Origin of the sequence: Ventosimonas gracilis, assembly GCF_001580025.1 — a bacterium.
GTDB classification, from domain to species: Bacteria; Pseudomonadota; Gammaproteobacteria; order Pseudomonadales; family Pseudomonadaceae; genus Ventosimonas; species Ventosimonas gracilis.
This window is the reverse complement of record NZ_LSZO01000068.1, coordinates 1-17,915: the sequence shown is the minus strand read 5'-3', so window position 1 is coordinate 17,915 and position 17,915 is coordinate 1. Positions and strand designations below refer to the sequence as shown.

General features: G+C 55.7%; 15 protein-coding genes. 3 read left to right on the top strand and 12 right to left on the bottom strand.

Features of this window, described 5'->3' with window-relative positions; translation table 11 throughout:
- Positions 1 to 37: 37 nt before the first annotated feature.
- Positions 38 to 1,945, top strand: a complete 1,908-nt coding sequence (htpG, locus tag AXE65_RS03930) for a molecular chaperone HtpG (protein WP_068388410.1) — start codon at positions 38 to 40, stop codon at positions 1,943 to 1,945.
- A 122-nt stretch (positions 1,946 to 2,067) separates the two neighbouring features.
- Here htpG and serS read toward each other — a convergent pair whose 3' ends face one another.
- Genes serS through AXE65_RS03910 form a run of 4 tightly spaced genes read right to left on the bottom strand, consistent with a single transcriptional unit; the run spans position 2,068 to position 7,761 of the window.
- Entirely contained in the window at positions 2,068 to 3,348 is a 1,281-nt protein-coding gene (gene serS / locus AXE65_RS03925) for a serine--tRNA ligase (protein WP_068388407.1), read from the bottom strand.
- A 21-nt stretch (positions 3,349 to 3,369) separates the two neighbouring features.
- Positions 3,370 to 4,689, bottom strand: a complete 1,320-nt coding sequence (locus AXE65_RS03920) for a replication-associated recombination protein A (RefSeq protein WP_068388404.1) — start codon at positions 4,687 to 4,689, stop codon at positions 3,370 to 3,372.
- 3 nt (positions 4,690 to 4,692) lie between these two features.
- On the bottom strand, positions 4,693 to 5,340 hold the full coding sequence (lolA, locus tag AXE65_RS03915; protein ID WP_068388441.1) for an outer membrane lipoprotein periplasmic chaperone LolA: 648 nt from the start codon (positions 5,338 to 5,340) through the stop codon (positions 4,693 to 4,695).
- Between the two features lie 48 nt (positions 5,341 to 5,388).
- Positions 5,389 to 7,761 (bottom strand): DNA translocase FtsK, encoded by a 2,373-nt coding sequence (locus AXE65_RS03910; RefSeq protein WP_068388401.1) that lies wholly within the window; start codon positions 7,759 to 7,761, stop codon positions 5,389 to 5,391.
- A 244-nt stretch (positions 7,762 to 8,005) separates the two neighbouring features.
- Here AXE65_RS03910 and trxB point away from each other — a divergent pair, with 244 nt between their 5' ends.
- Both trxB and aat read left to right on the top strand, forming a co-directional pair.
- The gene (gene trxB / locus AXE65_RS03905; protein WP_068388397.1) at positions 8,006 to 8,962 is read left to right on the top strand and encodes a thioredoxin-disulfide reductase; all 957 of its coding nucleotides are present in this window, start codon (positions 8,006 to 8,008) and stop codon (positions 8,960 to 8,962) included.
- A gap of 14 nt (positions 8,963 to 8,976) precedes the next feature.
- On the top strand, positions 8,977 to 9,654 hold the full coding sequence (gene aat / locus AXE65_RS03900; protein WP_068388394.1) for a leucyl/phenylalanyl-tRNA--protein transferase: 678 nt from the start codon (positions 8,977 to 8,979) through the stop codon (positions 9,652 to 9,654).
- On the opposite strand, the gene AXE65_RS03895 is transcribed toward aat, so the two are convergent.
- The 8 genes from AXE65_RS03895 to AXE65_RS03860 form a co-directional block, all read right to left on the bottom strand.
- On the bottom strand, positions 9,640 to 11,262 hold the full coding sequence (locus tag AXE65_RS03895; protein WP_068388391.1) for an ABC transporter ATP-binding protein: 1,623 nt from the start codon (positions 11,260 to 11,262) through the stop codon (positions 9,640 to 9,642). The genes aat and AXE65_RS03895 overlap by 15 nt on opposite strands.
- Positions 11,263 to 12,105 carry an ABC transporter permease gene (locus tag AXE65_RS03890; protein WP_068388388.1) on the bottom strand — a complete coding sequence of 281 codons (843 nt, stop codon included), beginning with the start codon at positions 12,103 to 12,105 and terminating at the stop codon, positions 11,263 to 11,265.
- Between the two features lie 3 nt (positions 12,106 to 12,108).
- Positions 12,109 to 13,068 (bottom strand): ABC transporter permease, encoded by a 960-nt coding sequence (locus AXE65_RS03885; protein WP_068388386.1) that lies wholly within the window; start codon positions 13,066 to 13,068, stop codon positions 12,109 to 12,111.
- 15 nt (positions 13,069 to 13,083) lie between these two features.
- Positions 13,084 to 14,652 carry an ABC transporter substrate-binding protein gene (locus AXE65_RS03880; RefSeq protein ID WP_068388384.1) on the bottom strand — a complete coding sequence of 523 codons (1,569 nt, stop codon included), beginning with the start codon at positions 14,650 to 14,652 and terminating at the stop codon, positions 13,084 to 13,086.
- A gap of 36 nt (positions 14,653 to 14,688) precedes the next feature.
- Positions 14,689 to 16,269 carry an ABC transporter substrate-binding protein gene (locus AXE65_RS03875; RefSeq protein WP_068388381.1) on the bottom strand — a complete coding sequence of 527 codons (1,581 nt, stop codon included), beginning with the start codon at positions 16,267 to 16,269 and terminating at the stop codon, positions 14,689 to 14,691.
- 313 nt (positions 16,270 to 16,582) lie between these two features.
- Positions 16,583 to 16,738 (bottom strand): type B 50S ribosomal protein L36, encoded by a 156-nt coding sequence (gene ykgO / locus AXE65_RS03870; RefSeq protein ID WP_068388378.1) that lies wholly within the window; start codon positions 16,736 to 16,738, stop codon positions 16,583 to 16,585.
- On the bottom strand, positions 16,735 to 16,992 hold the full coding sequence (locus tag AXE65_RS03865) for a type B 50S ribosomal protein L31 (RefSeq protein WP_068388375.1): 258 nt from the start codon (positions 16,990 to 16,992) through the stop codon (positions 16,735 to 16,737). The genes ykgO and AXE65_RS03865 overlap by 4 nt, the downstream gene beginning before the upstream one ends.
- A 146-nt stretch (positions 16,993 to 17,138) precedes the next feature.
- Positions 17,139 to 17,729, bottom strand: coding sequence for a UPF0149 family protein (locus tag AXE65_RS03860; protein ID WP_068388372.1), 591 nt, complete (start codon positions 17,727 to 17,729; stop codon positions 17,139 to 17,141).
- Positions 17,730 to 17,915 lie beyond the last annotated feature (186 nt).

Sequence of the window (17,915 nt, the reverse complement as noted above, 5' to 3'; positions counted from 1 at the left end):
ATTGCAGACCACTGTGCCTGCTATTGGAGATTGACACATGAGCGAAAATCAAAAACAAACCTTGGGATTTCAGACTGAGGTTAAACAATTACTGCATCTGATGATTCATTCCTTGTATTCCAACAAGGAAATATTCTTGCGCGAGTTAATCTCCAACGCCTCTGACGCCGCCGATAAACTGCGCTTTGAAGCCTTGGCAAAACCAGAACTGCTTGAAGATAACAGCCCGCTTAAAATCCGTATCTCCTTTGATAAAGAAGGCAAAACCTTAACCATTGAAGATAACGGCATTGGCATGAGCCGTGATGAAGTGATTAGCCACTTGGGTACTATCGCAAAATCCGGTACCAGTGAATTTTTAAGTAGCTTATCCGGCGACCAGAAAAAAGACGCACAGCTTATCGGCCAATTTGGCGTGGGCTTTTATTCGGCCTTTATTGTTGCTGATAAAGTGGATGTCTACAGCCGCCGCGCAGGTCTTGCGGCAAGCAAAGGCGTGCACTGGTCAAGCCAGGGTGAAGGCAGTTTTGAAATTGCCACAGTCGATAAACAAGAACGCGGCACACGCATTGTATTGCACCTTAAAAGCGGCGAAGAAGAGTTTGCCGACGGCTGGCGACTGCACAGCATTATTAAAAAATACTCCGACCATATCGCCCTGCCGATAGAACTGCCCAAGGAAGATTATTCGGCAGAAGAAGATAAAGAAAAAGAAGAAAAAGCCGCTGAGTGGGAAACCATTAACCGTGCCAGCGCGTTATGGGTGCGCCCACGCGCGGAAATTAAAGATGAAGAATACCAAGAGTTCTACAAACACATCAGCCACGACTTTGAAAACCCATTAAGCTGGAGCCATAACAAAGTCGAAGGCAAGCTGGAATACAACTCGCTGCTTTATCTTCCCGCGCGCGCGCCTTTTGATTTGTACCAACGCGAAGCGCCGCGCGGCCTTAAACTCTATGTGCAGCGCGTGTTTATTCTTGACCAGGCCGACTCCTTCCTGCCGCTGTATTTGCGCTTTATTAAAGGCGTGGTCGATTCCAATGACTTATCTCTTAATGTCTCGCGCGAAATCCTGCAAAAAGACCCGCTGATTGATTCAATGAAAGCCGCGCTGACCAAGCGCGTGCTGGATATGCTGGAAAAACTCAGCAAAGACGGTGAAAAATATACCCGTTTCTGGAAAAACTTCGGTCAGGTATTAAAAGAAGGCCCGGCGGAAGACTTTGCCAACCGCGAAAAAATTGCAGGTCTCTTGCGCTTTGCTTCTACCCATGAAGATAGCGCTGAACAAAAAGTATCGCTGGCAGACTATTTGGCACGTGCCCAAGAAGGCCAAGATAAAATCTATTATTTAACCGGCGAAAGTTACGCGCAAATTAAAAACAGCCCGCATTTGGAAGTCTTCCGTAAAAAAGGCATTGAAGTCTTATTGCTCAGTGACCGCATTGATGAATGGCTGATGGGTTATTTAACCGAATTTAACGGCAAGTCTTTTGTCGATGTCGCTCGCGGTGATTTGGATTTAGGAAAACTGGATTCGGAAGAGGATAAAAAAGCGCAAGAAGAAGCAGCCAAAGCCAAACAGGGGTTAACCGAACGGCTAAAAAAAGCGCTGGAAAGCAGCGTGTCAGAAGTACGCGTATCGCACCGCTTAACCGATTCGGCGGCCATTTTGGCCATGGGCGAAACCGATATGGGCGTGCAAATGCGCCAAATCCTCGCCGCCAGCGGACAACCAATCCCAGAAGGCAAACCGGTCTTTGAATACAACCCCAGCCATCCGCTATTGGAAAAACTCGATAACGAGCAAGATGAAGAGCGATTTATTGAGCTTGCCCATATCCTGTTTGACCAAGCGGCTCTTGCCGCGGGTAATACGCTGCAAGACCCCGCCACTTATGTACGGCGGTTAAATAAACTGCTGGTTGAACTTTCCAGCTAAAAAATAAAGGCTTAATCAGTGCAAGTTTGCGCGCATTAAGCCAAGCCATTACCCCTCTCCCATCAATGGGAGAGGGGAAGATTTGCGTACTACCGCGTTATTGCCTGGCATTGCTGTTTGCCTTAATCAATACGACTAATTCCTCCCATATAAGGCAGCAGCACTTCGGGGATTTCGATGCTGCCATCGGCCTGCTGGTAGTTTTCCAGTACCGCGACCAAGGTGCGCCCTACCGCAAGGCCAGAGCCGTTTAGGCTGTGCAGCAATTCGGGTTTGCCGGTTGAGGGCTTGCGATAACGCGCTTGCATGCGGCGGGCTTGGAAGTCCGTGCAGTTGGAGCAGGAGGAAATCTCGCGGTATTGGTTTTGGCTGGGTATCCAGACTTCCAAATCGTAGGTTTTGCTGGCGGAAAAGCCCATATCGCCGCTGCACAGCAGCATGACGCGGTAGGGCAGTTTCAATAATTGCAGGACTTTTTCCGCATGACTGGTGAGTTCTTCCAGCGCTTGTTCGGATTGTTCGGGTTCGACTAGTTGCACCAGCTCGACTTTATCGAACTGGTGCAGCCTGATCATGCCGCGCGTATCACGACCGGATGCGCCTGCTTCGCTGCGAAAACAGGGGGTGTGGGCGACCTGTTTCAGCGGCAATTGCGCCGCTTCGATAATTTCACCGGCGACCAGGTTGGTCAGCGGCACTTCGGCGGTGGGGATAAGGTACATGTCCACTGCGCCTTCGCGCGGCAGGCGGAACAGGTCATCGGAAAACTTGGGCAGTTGGCCGGTGCCTTGCAGCGCCTCTGCCTGTACCAGATAGGGCGTGTAGCACTCTTCATAGCCGTGCTGATGGATATGCAAATCGAGCATCCACTGCGCCAGTGCGCGGTGCAGGCGGGCGATTTTGCCGCGCAGCAGGGCAAAACGCGCACCGGAAAGCTTCACCGCGCGGGCAAAGTCTATCCCGCCGTGCTGCTCGCCCAGCGCCACGTGGTCAAGGACGGCAAAGTCAAATTGGCGCGCCTGCCCGAAGCGGCGCACTTCTTGATTGTCTTCTTCACTTTTGCCGCTCGGCACGCTGTCATGCGGCAGATTGGGCAAGCCCAGCAGCAAGTCGTCAAGCTGGCTTTGCACCGCATCGAGTGCCTGTTTGCCGGCGGCCAATTGTTCGCCTAACTGCTCCACGTCGGCGAGCAGCGGGGCGATCTCCTGCCCATTGGCTTTAGCCTGACCGATGGCTTTGGAGCGGGCGTTACGCTGCGCTTGAAGCTGTTCGGTCTGGATTTGTAACTGCTTGCGGCGCTCTTCCAGCGTCTCAAAGTGTTCGAGATTAAAGACAAAGCCACGCCTTTTTAGTGACTCGGCAATGGCTTTAGGATTTGCGCGAAGGGCTTTAATGTCCAGCATTTGGGGTCTCTTAAGGCGTGTTTACGGGCGACGCTTGCGGCGGCTGGCCTGGTCAAGCGCGGCGAGGTGTTTGAGTTTTTCAGCAATTTTCGCTTCCAGTCCGCGCGGGACGGGCTGGTAATAATGGCGCTTCGGCATGGCTTCGGGGAAGTAGTCTTCACCGGCAGCGTAGGCACCCGGTTCGTCGTGGGCGTAGCGGTACTCGCCACCGTAGCCTAAATCCTTCATCAGCTTGGTCGGTGCGTTGCGCAGGTGCAGCGGGACTTCCAGCGAGCCATTTTCCACCGCATCACGCGCGGCGGCTTGGTAAGCGGTATAAACGGCGTTGCTTTTGGCGGCGCAGGCAAGATAAACAATGGCTTGCGCGAGCGCGAGTTCGCCTTCCGGGCTGCCCAGACGCTCCTGCACCTGCCAGGCGGCGAGACACAACGGCAAGGCACGTGGATCGGCGTTGCCGATGTCTTCACTCGCCATACGCACCACGCGGCGGGCGATATAGAGTGGGTCGCAGCCGCCGTCGAGCATGCGCGCGAACCAATAGAGCGCGGCATCGGGGCTGGAGCCACGCACCGATTTGTGCAGCGCGGAAATCTGATCGTAAAACGCCTCGCCGCCTTTATCAAAGCGCCTTCTACCACCGGCGAGCAAGTCTTGCAGCAATTCAGGGCTGATAGCCGCGCCGTCTTCGGCTAAATCGGCCGCGTTTTCCAGCAGATTAAGTAGCCTTCTGCCGTCACCATCGGCGCTCGTCAGCAGGATTTGCAAACTTTCTTGCGGCAGGCTGAGCTTACGGGCACCCAGGCCTTTTTCTTCATTTAATGCGCGTTCGGCAAGTTGCCTTAACGCGGCTTCGTCCAGTGCTTTGAGCAGGTAGACGCGGGCGCGCGAAAGCAGCGCGTTATTGAGTTCAAAGGATGGATTTTCAGTGGTTGCACCGATAAAAATCAGCGTGCCATCTTCCACATAAGGCAGAAAAGCATCCTGCTGCGATTTGTTAAAACGGTGCACTTCATCGACAAATAAAACGGTTCGGCGCTGATGCTGCGCGGCCTGTTTGGCCACTTCCACCGCTTGGCGGATTTCCTTAACGCCGGACAGCACGGCGGAAAGGGTCTCAAAATGCGCATCGGTTAATTTTGCCAGCAAACGTGCCAAGGTGGTTTTGCCAACGCCCGGCGGCCCCCAGAAAATCATCGAGTGCAGCGCGCCGGCTGTAAGCGCCGTGCGCAGCGGCTTGCCCGGCGCCAGCAGGTGCTGCTGGCCGACATATTCATCCAAGGTTGTCGCGCGCAGCCTTGCCGCGAGCGGCTGGCTAAGTGGCGGGCTTGCAAATAAATCCACCGGTTATTGCTCAATCACATCCGTGCCGGGCGGGATGTCGAACTCAAAGGTTGTGTCGATCAGTACGCGGTTCATCTTTACATCCAAAAAGTGAATGCTGGTGCGCTGCCCGCTATTGTCGATAAGCCGCATCTCGCTGATCACATCACGCCGAAAGGACAGACTCAGGCTGTCAAACAGGCTGTCGGCACTTTTCGGTTTGAGGGTGAATGTGCTCAGGTTGCCTGCCTGTTCCTGGCTGATTTCGAAGTTTTCGCTGATTTTCGAGACATCGCCGGACAGCAGCAGCGCCGGGGTATGGGTGAGCCGTTCGTCGAGCTTTTGTACGGTGACTTGTTCCAAATCGGGGTCATACAGCCAGACGGTTTGCCCGTTGGAGACCAAAAGCTGCTCCAACGGCGCATCGGTATGCCAGCGAAACATGCCCGGCCGTTGCAGTGCCATTTGCCCTTTGGCTTCCTGCAAACGCGTGCCGGAGGCGCTTAGGGTAAGCTGGGTAAAGCCGCCGCGCAGTGTTTGCGCTCGGTCAAGCAGTTCGCTCAATTGCGTGGCCGGGTTATCGGTCGCCCAAAGCAACGGACTAAACAAGCTAAAGAGCAAAGCTATTGCGCGCGGGCTTTGCCCTACCAGCAGTAAACGAAACAATGACATAAATAAAATCTCAACCCACACAAAAAAGCGCATCTTAAACCTCCGTTGCTATCCGTCGCCAACAGGCGGTGGCGCGAGGACTTCGCGCGAGCCGGTGCGGCTCATGCTGCTGACCACGCCCGCCGCTTCCATGCTTTCAATAATCTTGGCGGCTTTGTTGTAGCCGATATTGAACTGGCGCTGCACCGATGAGATGGAGGCGCGCCTTGTTCGCGTCACAAAGCGCACCGCTTCATCGTACAACGAGCCACCCTCGCCCTCCTCGATATTGCTACCGGCGGGCAACATGGCACTGTCGTCTACGCCCGCGATAATTTCTTCGATGTAATCCGGCGCGCCGCGCTGCTTCCACGCCTCAACGGTGCGGTGCACTTCGTCATCGGAAACAAAAGCACCGTGTACGCGGATGGGCTGACCGCTACCCGGCGGCAAGTAGAGCATGTCGCCATGCCCTAGTAATTGCTCCGCGCCGCCTTGGTCAAGAATGGTGCGCGAATCGATTTTGCTGGAGACCTGAAAAGCCATGCGCGTGGGGATATTGGCTTTAATCAGGCCGGTAATGACGTCCACCGATGGCCGCTGCGTGGCCAAAATCAGGTGGATACCGGCGGCGCGGGCTTTTTGCGCAATACGGGCTATCAGCTCTTCAACCTTTTTACCGACGATCATCATCATGTCGGCAAATTCATCCACTACCACCACTATGGTCGGCAGCGCTTTGAGCGGCGGAACCTGCTCGTCTTCTGCGCCGCTGCGTTTAAACAGCGGGTCGCTGATGGGTTCGCCGGTTTTTTCAGCCTCGCTGACCTTGCGGTTAAATCCGGCCAGATTGCGCACGCCAAGCATCGACATCAGGCGGTAGCGACGCTCCATTTCGGCGACCGACCAACGCAGCGCGTTGGCGGCTTCTTTCATATCGGTGACGACCGGACAGAGCAGGTGCGGAATGCCTTCATAGATGGAAAGCTCCAGCATCTTCGGGTCAATCATGATCAGCCGCGCCTGTTCCGGCGTGGATTTGAACAAAATCGACAGCAGCATGGCGTTCACGCCAACGGATTTACCTGATCCTGTGGTACCTGCGACCAGCAAATGCGGCATTTTCGCCAAATCAGCAATGACCGGCCTGCCACCGATGTCGTGCCCCAGAGCCAGCGTGACCGGCGACTGTGCGCTTTCATATTCAGGTGTTTCCAGTACTTCGGAAAAACGCACAATCTGCCGGTCTTCATTGGGGATTTCGATACCGACCGTGGTTTTGCCGGGGATAACCTCCACCACACGCACGCTGATCACCGCAAGCGACCTTGCCAAGTCCTTGGCGAGATTGGCAATGCGGCTGACTTTAACGCCAGCGGCGGGCTGGATTTCAAAACGCGTAATCACCGGGCCCGGATGCACCGATTCCACCGTAACCTCTACGCCGAATTCTTTGAGCTTGGTTTCCAAAAGGCGCGACATGGATTCGAGCATCGCAGGCGTTAGGCTGCTGGTTTTTTTCTGCGCGCGGTCGAGCAAAGAAAGCGGCGGCAGACCGCAGGCAACGGTATCGACCGGCATAACAATCGGCGGCGGTTTGCGCTTGCTGGACGCAGGTTTATCGACCGGCGTAACAATAGGAGGAGCAGGCGACGCGGCGAAATCCAGGCTAATGGAAGGCTCTAAACGCTCTTGCGCCTTGGATAAAATCGGCAGTTGCTCTGTATCGGCGAGCAGTTCATCGCCTGTTGCCTTGGCTTTAAGCGGCGCAGGCTCATCCGGCAGCTCCTGCTGTTTATGCTGCGCCCGCGCCTCCCATAGCGGGCGCAATTTGCGGGCGAGCAGCGTGAAAACATCCTGGGTGATTTTGCCCACGCCATCCAACAAAGCCAGCCAAGATAAATCCGCAAACAAGGTCAAAGCAAACAGCGACAGCGCAATCAGCAGCAAACTACTGCCTTGCACGGCCAGCTGTGCAATCATCCATTTACTGATCATCTGCCCGACCATACCGCCCGCCGTGCCGGGCATATTCGGATTGGGATAGCAGTGCATATCCAGCAAGGCGGCTATCGATACCAGCAGCAGCAATAGCGCCGATAGGCGCAGCAGCCAAAGCCAAGGCTGAAAGCGCCAAGGCTGATGACGGTTTTTAAAGGTCTGCAGAGCCTTTAGCGCAAACAACAACGGCATCGCCCAAGCGCAGTAGCCCAGCAGCAAAAGCAGCACATCCGCAACCCATGCCCCAGCACGACCGGCGGCATTTTCAATCTGAAAAGCGCCGCTTGAGTGGGAAAACCCCGGGTCGCTGTTGTGATAGGTCGAGAGCGCCATCAGCAAATAAAGGCTTAATACGGCAAGCGCAATTAACGCGCCTTCATGCAGCCAGATCGCCCATTGCTTACGCTCAAGCGGGGGTGCCCCTGCTTTTGATTTTTTCAAAACCTGTTTACCCTTGAAAATCCTTACATTGCAGGCAAGCTTTTTAATTTAAGGGCTTTAATTTCACCCGATCCGCCCACATTAAAATCGCTTATTGTACGGATTTGCCGTCTGCGTTGTTAGAATGCTGTGCCCACTCTCCCAATCCTGCTCCACTTGCGGGGCGTGGGACAATGGACAAGTAGTATTTTCAAGGATTTAACCCGCCTGTCTGCGAACCAGTGCGGGTGTTGATGAGGCTGTTATGAGTGACAGAATACATTGCAAGCTGATTATTTTAGGCTCAGGCCCTGCGGGCTACAGCGCCGCGCTCTATGCCGCGCGTGCCAACCTTAACCCGCTTTTGATCAGCGGCATGCAACCCGGCGGGCAGCTCACAACGACCACCGAGGTGGACAACTGGCCCGGCGATATAGAAGGCTTAACCGGCCCGGATTTAATGGAGCGCATGAAGCAGCACGCAATGCGCTTTGACGCGCAAATTAAGTTCGACCATATCCAGCAAGTCAAACTGCACCGCCGCCCGTTTGTGCTCAAGGGCGATAGCGGCACCACCTACAGTTGTGACGCACTGATTATCGCCACCGGCGCGAGTGCGCAGTATTTGGGATTGCCGTCCGAGCAAGCGTTTTCCGGCAAGGGCGTATCGGCCTGCGCGACCTGTGACGGTTTTTTCTACCGTGACCAAGTGGTTTGCGTGGTCGGCGGCGGCAACACGGCAGTGGAAGAAGCACTGTATCTGTCCCATATCGCCCGTGAGGTGCATTTAATTCATCGACGGAGCAGCCTGCGGGCAGAAAAAATCCTGCAAAACCGCCTGTTTGAACGCGCCAAAAACGGCAATATCCGCCTGCACTGGGATCACACACTGGACGAAGTGTTGGGCGATCACTCAGGTGTTACCGGTGTGCGCATTAAGCACGCGCAAACTGGGCAAAGCTCAGAGCTTGCGCTGTCCGGCGTATTTATCGCCATCGGCCACAAACCCAACACCGATATTTTTGTCGGGCAGTTGGAAATGCAAGATGGCTATCTCAAAGTCAAAGGCGGCCAGCGCGGTAGCGCCACGGCGACCAGCATTACCGGCGTATTTGCCGCCGGGGACGTGGCGGATTCGGTCTACCGTCAAGCCATTACCTCCGCCGGTGCAGGCTGTATGGCCGCGCTGGATGCGGAAAAGTTCCTGGATGAGCATCACTAATCTAGACCCTTAGCATGCTAACTTGGCTTGGTGAGCGCCTTGACTTTCCGCCACTTAACAAGGCGCTTAAAGCACCCAATGGCCTGCTCGCCGCCGGTGGCGACCTTTCCCCCGAACGCTTGATAGCCGCCTATCGGCACGGTTGCTTTCCTTGGTATGAAGACGGCCAGCCGCTGCTCTGGTGGTCGCCCAACCCACGCTGCGTGTTGTTTGTAGGCGAAATGCATATCTCGCGCAGCCTCGCCAAATGCCTGCGCCAGCAGCGCTTTTTAGTGACCTTTGACCAAGATTTTGTCGCCGTTATCAAAGCCTGCGCCGAGCCGCGTGCCGAACAAGCCGGCACCTGGATTACCGCCGAAATGCAAACGGCTTATCACGAACTGCACCGGCGCGGCGTGGCGCATTCGGTCGAAGTCTGGCAAGACGGCACGCTACAAGGCGGCCTGTACGGCCTGGCGATGGGCCGGTTGTTTTTTGCCGAATCCATGTTCAGCCGCCAAAGCAACGCCTCTAAAGTCGCCCTCGCCCACCTGATGGAGCGGCTGTCCGACTGGAACTTTGTACTACTCGACTGCCAAGTGCCCAATCCGCATCTATACCGCTTGGGCGCTCGCACCATCCCCCGCCCTGAATTCGCCGCTTTGCTGGCACGCCACTTGGATGAGGCAAGTGACTGTTTAGCTTGGGAGTAAGTCCGTTTCACGCTCAGCCAGCACGGTATTTAACCAATCCGGGTTCATTTGTGGTTCGGCGGCCAAAAGCTTGGCGGTGTAGGGTGGATGCGGTGGTTTGAACAGGGTTTCACGGGTGCCTTGGTCTACTACTTTGCCGTGCTGCATCACAGCGATTTCGTCGGCGATAGCGCGTACCGTAGCCATGTCGTGGGTAATCAGCAGGTAGCTTAGGTTCAGTTCGCGTTGCAGTTTTTCAAGTAGCCTTAGGATGTCTTCGGCGACGAGTTGGTCGAGCGCGGAGGTGACTTCGTCGCAGATCATCAAGGCAGGTTCGGCGGCCAGCGCACGGGCGATGCACAGGCGTTGTTTTTGTCCGCCGGACAGTTGCGCCGGTTTGCGTTGTAGGTAATCCCCCGGTTCCAAGTCAATCATCCGCAGCAGGTCACAGACTCGCTCATGCAGGGCTTTGCCGCCAAGCCCCAAATAAAACGCCGCCGGTCTGCCCAAAATATCTCTGATGCGCTGCTTGGGGTTGAGCGCGGTGTCGGGCATTTGGTAGACCATCTGGATTTGTCTCAGTTGCTCGCGCGTACGCATGCGAAAATCCGCCGTTAATGGCGTGCCTTGGTAGAGCAAGCGGCCTTTCGCCGGCAGCAGCAGGCCGCTGATAACCCGTGCGGTGGTGCTTTTGCCGCTGCCGGATTCGCCAATCAGCGCTAAGGTGCGCCCAGGTTTAAGTTGTAGTGAGATGTTCTTTAAAACCGGCAGGCTGCCGTAGTAGGCGCTGATATTGTCCAGCGCCAGCAAAGGCTGCTCGATGTTTTCAGGTTTTTCCAGGCTGTGGAAATTGCGTACCGCCCATAGCGAGCGGGTGTAGTCCTGCTGCGGGGCGCTGAGCATTTGGCGGGTTTCGGCCTGTTCCACCAGCTTGCCATCCTTAAGCACCATGATACGCATGGCCATTTGCGCGACTACAGCGAGGTCATGACTGATATAGAGCGCCGCCGTACCCAAATGGGCAACGGCATCACGAATGGCGACGAGCACTTCCACCTGGGTGGTGACATCGAGCGCGGTGGTCGGTTCGTCAAAGATGATTAAATCCGGGCGACAGGCCATCGCCATTGCGGTCATGGCGCGTTGCAACTGGCCGCCGGAAAGCTGGTGCGGGTAGCGCCGGCCGATACTTTGCGGCTCGGGCAGCTTAAGCACGCGGTAGAGTTCGTGCGCTTCGCTCAAGGCTTGATCGCGCGGCACGCCACTATTGTGTACGGCGCATTCGATGTGCTGCTCAATCAGCCGCTCGGCTGGATTAAACGCACTGGCTGCGCTTTGCGCGACATAGGCGATGCGCCGTCCACGCAGTTTGCGCAAAGCCTGCGGCGGGCAGCGCCTTAAATCGATACCGTCAAATTCGATGCTGCCTTGACTGATGCGGCAGCCATCTCGGGTATAGCCCATTGCGGCCAATCCCAAAGTGGATTTTCCCGCGCCAGACTCACCAATGACGCCCAGCACTTCGCCGCGTGCCAAATCCAGATCAATCGCGTGCAACAGCGGCTGCCAGCGTTCGCCGTACCAGCCTTCAATATGCAGGTTGCGGATTTTCAGTAGCCCCTTGCTCATTTACCCCTCCTGCAATCCGCTGGCCTGTTGCAGCAGCCAGTCCACCACAAAGTTCACCGCTACGGTCAGCAGACCCACCGCGAATGCGGGCAGCAGCGGGGTGATGTCGCCAAAGGTGATCAGCACCGCGTTATCGCGCACCATGCCGCCCCAGTCGGCCAAAGGCGGCTGAATACCCAATCCTAAAAAAGACAGGGCGCTGATAAACAAAAACACAAAGCAAAAGCGCATGCCAAATTCGGCGAGCAGCGGCACCGTGGCATTGGGCAGCACTTCACGCAGCGCCAGCCAAAAAAAGCCCTCGCCGCGCAGGCGGGCGGCTTCGACAAAGTCCTGCACGATAATCCCCATCGCGACCGCGCGGGTCAGGCGAAATACGCGCGTGGAATCCAAAACCGCGATCACCAAAATCAGCGAGAGCGCAGAAGTGCCGGTCACGCTTAATATCAGCAGGGCAAAAATCAGTTGCGGTATCGCCATCAGAATATCGATCAGCCGTGACAGGATTTGGTCGACCCAAGCGCCGCGCAGCGCCGCCAGAAGACCCAAAAGGCCGCCCAAAGCAAAGGCGAGCAAGCAGGTGATAAAGGCAATGCCCAGCGTATTGCGTGCGCCGTAAATTAGGCGGCTGAACATGTCGCGCCCCAGATTGTCGGTGCCCAGCCAAAATGACTCGCCCCAGGCGGCAAAGCTCTCGCCCACGACTTGGGTTTCGGGATAAGGCGCAAGCTGCCCGGCAAACACGGCCATCACTAGATAAAGCAGGATGACCAGCAGGCCAAACTGCGCTGAAAGCGGCGCTTTTCGCAGCCGTTTTGCCGAAGTTTTCAGTAGTTCTGCCATAAATCAGCTCTTGGGATGCATCAAGCGGGGATTGCTGGCAATCGATAGCACATCGGCCAGCGTATTGAGCGCAATGTAGGTGGCGGCAAAAATCAGGCTGCACGCCTGCACCACCGGAATATCGCGCTTGGCGACCGAATCGACCAAAAGTTGCCCTAATCCGGGGTAGACAAAGACCACTTCAACCACGACCACCCCAACGATCAGATAAGCCAGATTGAGTGCGACCACATTGATAATCGGTGCCAGCGCATTGGGCAGCGCGTGCCTTAGGATAATCCGCGCAGGCGCAATGCCTTTAAGCCGCGCCATTTCGATATACGGGCTTGCCAGCAGGTTAATCAGCGCCGCGCGGGTCATGCGCATCATCTGCGCGATCACCACCAGGCTTAAGGTCATCATCGGCAACACCGTCGCCAGCAGGCGCTGTGCCAGCGGCGTATCTGTGCCTACCGAAGACAAACTCGGCAACCAGCCCAATTTGACCGAAAACAGCAAAATCAACAGGTAGGCGATAAAAAACTCCGGCAGGGACGCCGCCGACAGCGCGCCGGCATTAAGCAATCTATCCGCCCAAGAATTGCGATAGAGCGCTGCCAGAATGCCTAGCAAAAGCGCCAGCGGTACCGAAACCAGCGCGGCAAATATGGCAAGAAACACCGTATTGCCAAGGCGGGCACCGATCAGTTCGGCAATCGGCCTGCCATTAGCAAGAGAAATGCCCAAATCGCCTTGCAGGCAGGCCGCCAGCCAGCGCCAAAAGCGCGCAATGCCGGGGTCGTCCAAGCCCAATTGCGCACGCATGGCGGCGAGGGTTTCGGGCGTTGCCGATTGTCCGAGCATGGCCTCGGCCAAATCGCCAGGCAAAAGACCCACCGCCAAAAAGATCATCACCGATACCGCAAACAGCGACAAAAGCCCAAGCCCCAGCCGCTGCACCACCAGGTTAAATAACGCCGCCATCTGTTGTCCTCGAAATCAGGCTTGCCACCAGCGCTCAATCAGCCGCAGTCCATCCATCTCGCTCCAGGGCGCAAGCTGGCCGCTGTGCGTAACCCGTTTGGAACGGGCGGCAACCGCATTGCCAAACAGCGGTATCAACGCGCCGCCTTCATCGCGGCAAAGCTGTTGCATCTCGTTGTAGATTTCATGGCGCAGTGCCAAATCGCGCTGCACCCGCGAGGCAGCGAGCAGTTCGTTAAAGCGTGGGTTGTCCCAATGGGTTTCATTCCAGGGCGCATCCTTGGCATAGCCGAGGCTGAAAATGCGGTCGGGGGTGATACTGCTGTAGTAGAACGAGGTGATAAAGGGTGATTTGCCCCAGTTCTTCGCCCAAAAGCCGTCCGCCGGTTCGCGGACTACGTCAATTTCAATGCCCGCGGCTTTGGCTTGTTCTTTCATCAGTATCGCCGCATCGACCGCACCCAAAAACGCCGCATCAGAGGCAATCAAACGGATTTTTAGCCCATCTTGCCCGGCTTGCTTGAGATAAAACCGCGCTTTGTCCGGGTCGTACTCACGCTGCGGCAAGTCTTTGTTAAAAAAACGGTCGGTGGCGCGCACCGGATGATCGTTACCCACCTGCCCGTAGCCGCGCAGTGCGGTATCGAGCAGCGCTTTACGGTTGACCGCGTGCTTGACCGCCAAGCGCACGTTGTTGTCTTTAAACTGTGCATCGTCACAGAGCATCGGAAAGCTGTAATGAAACGCGCCTTCGGTCTGCTCAATCACTAAATTAGGGTTGCGCGCGAGCAGGCCGATGGTTTTGAAATCCACATTATTGATGACATCCACCGCGCCGCTCAGCAGCGCATTGGTACGCGCCGCGCCGTCGTTGATGCCGACAATTTCAGCGCCGTCAAAGTGCCCGCGATGGCTCTTCCAGTAATTCGGGTTTTTCGTCATCTGCATGCGCACGCCCGGCTCAAAGGTTTTGAGCTGATAGGCACCCGCACCCACGCCGCTGCGCCAGTCGGCCACACCGTTTTCTGAAGGCAAAATGACCAGATGGTAATCGGCCAATACGGAGGGAAAGTCCAGATTGCCCGCGCTTAATTCAAACTCGACCACGCCCGCTTCGCGTACCCGCACATCGACCAGCGAACCCAGCAGCGCTTTGGCGACCGATTGACTGTCTTTGCCAAAGTGCGGGCGGATGGAGGCCACTACGTCCTCTGCGGTCATGCTCTTGCCGTTGTGAAAAGTCACGCCTTGGCGCAGCTTCAGCGTCCAAATACGCGCGTCCGCAGAAACCTCAAAGCTTTCTGCCAGTTCCGGCTGAACGCTGCCGTCGGGGGCGATTTCAAACAGGGTGTTGTGGATAGCGGAAAAACCGACAAAGCAAAAAGTATCGTCCCAACTGCCCGGGTCCATCGAGTTGGTGCTGCTGGCACCGCCAAGCCCCAGCTTAAATAGCCCGCCTTTTTTCGGCGCCTTAGGCTCAGCGGCGCTCGCCGGAAGCCAAAGCCCGCTGCTCGCCAGCGCGCAGCCCGCAAGCGCAGTCGTGCGCAAAAAATCGCGGCGGCTGCCGCCCAATAACTGATTCATTATTGTCCCTGCCTTTTGTTATCAAAAATGAAAGCCTTATGCCTGCCACCAGCGCTCGACCAGGCGAAGGCCGTCCATCTCGCCCCAGGGCGCGGTTTTGCCGCTGTGCGTCACCCGTTTGGAACGCGCGGCGATGGAGTTGGTAAACAGCGGAATAATCGCCCCGCCTTCGTCACGGCAAAGCTGCTGCATCTCGTGGTACATCTCGCGGCGCAGCGCTTCATTGGTTTCGCCGCGCGCCGCTTGCAGTAATTGGTTAAAGCGTGGGTGCGCCCAGTAGGTTTCGTTCCAGCCCGCGCCTTGCGCGTAGCCGATGGAAAACATCCGATCGGCGGTCAGGCTGCTGTAAAAGTAGGAGGTGCACAGCGGCTGCTTCATCCACACATTGCTAAAAAAGCCATCGTTAGGTTCGCGCACGACCTCTATCTCAATGCCTGCTGCTCTGGCCTGTTCTTTAAACAACACGGCGGCATCCACCGCGCCGGCGTAAGCCGCATCGGAGGCGTGCAGCTTGATGTTAAAGCGCTCAATACCGGCCTGTTTGAGGTAGAACCGCGCTTTGTCCGCATCATACGGGCGCTGCGGTAAGTCGTTATTGATAAAGCGGTTACTGGCCTGAATGGGATGGTCGTTGCCGATTTGCCCGTGTCCACGCAAAACCGTTGCCAGCAGCGCCTTGCGGTCAATGGCGTGTTTCATGGCAAGACGCAGGTTGATGTCTTTAAACGGCTCGCGGTCGCACAGCATGGGAAAGGTGCAGTGCTGTGCGCCGATGGTCTCTTCAATTTTCAGATCAGGATTGCGCTCTAAAAGCGCTACTGTTTTTAAATCCACGCGGTTAATGGCATCGACCGCGCCGCTGACCAAGGCATTGACCCGCGCGGCGGGTTCATTGATACCCAGCAGCTGCGCTTCGGCAAAGTGCGCCCTGCCCTGCTTCCAATAGTTGGCATTTCGCACCAGATGCATGCGAACGCCCGGCTCAAAGGACTGAATCTGATAACCACCCGCACCAATGCCGCTGCGCCAATCGGCAAGACCCTCTTTGCTTGGAATAATCGCCAGATGGTAATCCGCCATCACGTAGGGTAAATCCACATTACCACGGTGTAACTCAATCACCACCGCATCCTTGCCCTTGGCACGCACCGAGGCAATATCGCCCAATACCGATTTGGCCGCCGAGGTGGATTGCTCACCCAAGTGATGCTCGATGGAGGCGACCACGTCATCGGCGGTCATGGTCTTGCCGTTATGAAAGACCACACCCTGGCGCAGTTTGAACGTCCAAGTCTTCACATCAATGGAATGCTCCCAGCTTTCGGCGAGTTCCGGAACCGCCAGACCCTCTTGGTCGATTTCCACCAAGCTGTTGTGTACGCTGGAAAACGCCACAAAGGCAAAGCTGTCTAGCCAACGGCCAGGATCATAGGAATCGGTAATATTGGCTCCAGCCAAGCCGAGCCTTAATAAACCACCTTTTTTGGGCTGATTCGCCGTCTGTGCGCAGGCAGGCAGCCACAAGCCGCTGCTGGCACCGATGGCCGCCGTCGTTGCACTGTATTTAAGAAAATTCCGCCGTGACAGCGTTTTTGCATCGTTATTGTTATGCCCCATGTCGCTTTCCTTTTTATCGGTTATTGGAAGTCACCGTGCGTTGCAGCGGCCAGCTTTGAAACCAGATAAAGGCCAAAGTTTTGCGCGGTTATTTCTATTATCGACGAGGCTTTGGATTATTCACAAACTCGCCACAAGGAAAACCCCTTGATTGGCAAAACTTACTTGTGAATTTTGTGAAGTATCCGACTCAAGACGGGCAGCGGCGTTATGTTCATGAAGTGATTGGCAAAATTTTTTTGGATAACGCAAAAGCAAAAAGGCAAGCGACTTGCGGCGCTTGCCTTTTTAATGGCCTGCCAAGGCTTAAAACTTAGCCCTTGTTTTTACGCTTGGGCTTGGTGCGGCCTTGCACGCATTTAAAGCGCGGTTCGGTTTTGCAGATCACGTAAACACGGCCACGGCGCTTGACCACTTGGCAGTCACGGTGGCGCAGCTTGGCCTGTTTGATGGATGCAACAACTTTCATGCTTTACTCCCCATAAAACCGGCAAATCGCTTGTTAAAGCCAGCGACGCGGCCTTCATTTTGTGCTTGGCGCTGCTTGCCGGTGTAGACCGGATGCGAGGCGCTGGAAATATCCAAGGTCACATAGGGATAGCTTTGCCCCTGATAATCTTGGGTTTTATCGGTAGAAACGGTCGAGCCAATCAAAAAATAGGCATCCGCCGCCACATCATGGAACAACACCGTGCGGTAGTCAGGATGAATGTCAGGTTTCATGGTTAAAATCTCAAAAATTCGGCAGGCTGGCTGGGATGCCCCTTGAGCGAGGGCAGGATGATAGTGATTTTTTTGCCAAGGTCAAGGGCAATTTGCGCATTATCTTCCCGCTCCTCCAGCCTCTAAATGGACGAGAGGGTTCCCGCCTATCCGTTTGAGCGCGGCTTGAGCAAAGCCGGTTTTTCTTCCGGCGCGTTAAGCAGCAAAAACAGTGCGGTTAATGTTTCCGGTATCTGCGCCAGCATGTCAGCGGCAAGCTGTGGGTTTTGCGCCATATCGGCGAACTCTTCCTGTTCATCGAACAAGCCTGAGCCAACCATAATCGGCAGCAGCAGCTCGCTCACTTCTTCCTCAAAGCGCTCAAACCACAGGCTTTCACGCAAAAACACGCCTTCCATAAAGCCGATGCACCAACTGCGGATGTCAGAATTATCAGGGTCATCGCCAAATTCCAGTGCACAGGGCAACTCCAAGTCGTCATCGGCAGCGAGCAGGCGGGCGATATGGATTTTGAGCTGACCGAGCGCACCTTCAATCGCCTGGCGTTCGGCTTCGTCACGATAGTGCGGCGGTTCGGCAAACAGCACATCGAGCCATTCTTGCTCGGGAACCGGCTCAGGACAAATACAAAGCGCGGTCAGGTAGCCTTGACTGGCCATATAGTCCAGCGCCTGCTCGTGCAGTTCATCGGCATCGAGAAAGCTGCGCAGTTGGGTTAATTGTTCGGCGAAAGACATGGCGGTAACCTGATTAAAAGCGCTTAACGGCTACCTGCGGCGCAGGTAGCGGGCAATCATAGCCGATTTTCACTTTAGCCGCCTTTAGGGTCTGTCCCCGCTTCAAACGCGAGCCGCGCTGCTGCTCAAAATTTCGCCAGACTAGGCGCAGCATGCAGCCAATGTGTACAACCTTGGCAAATGCTG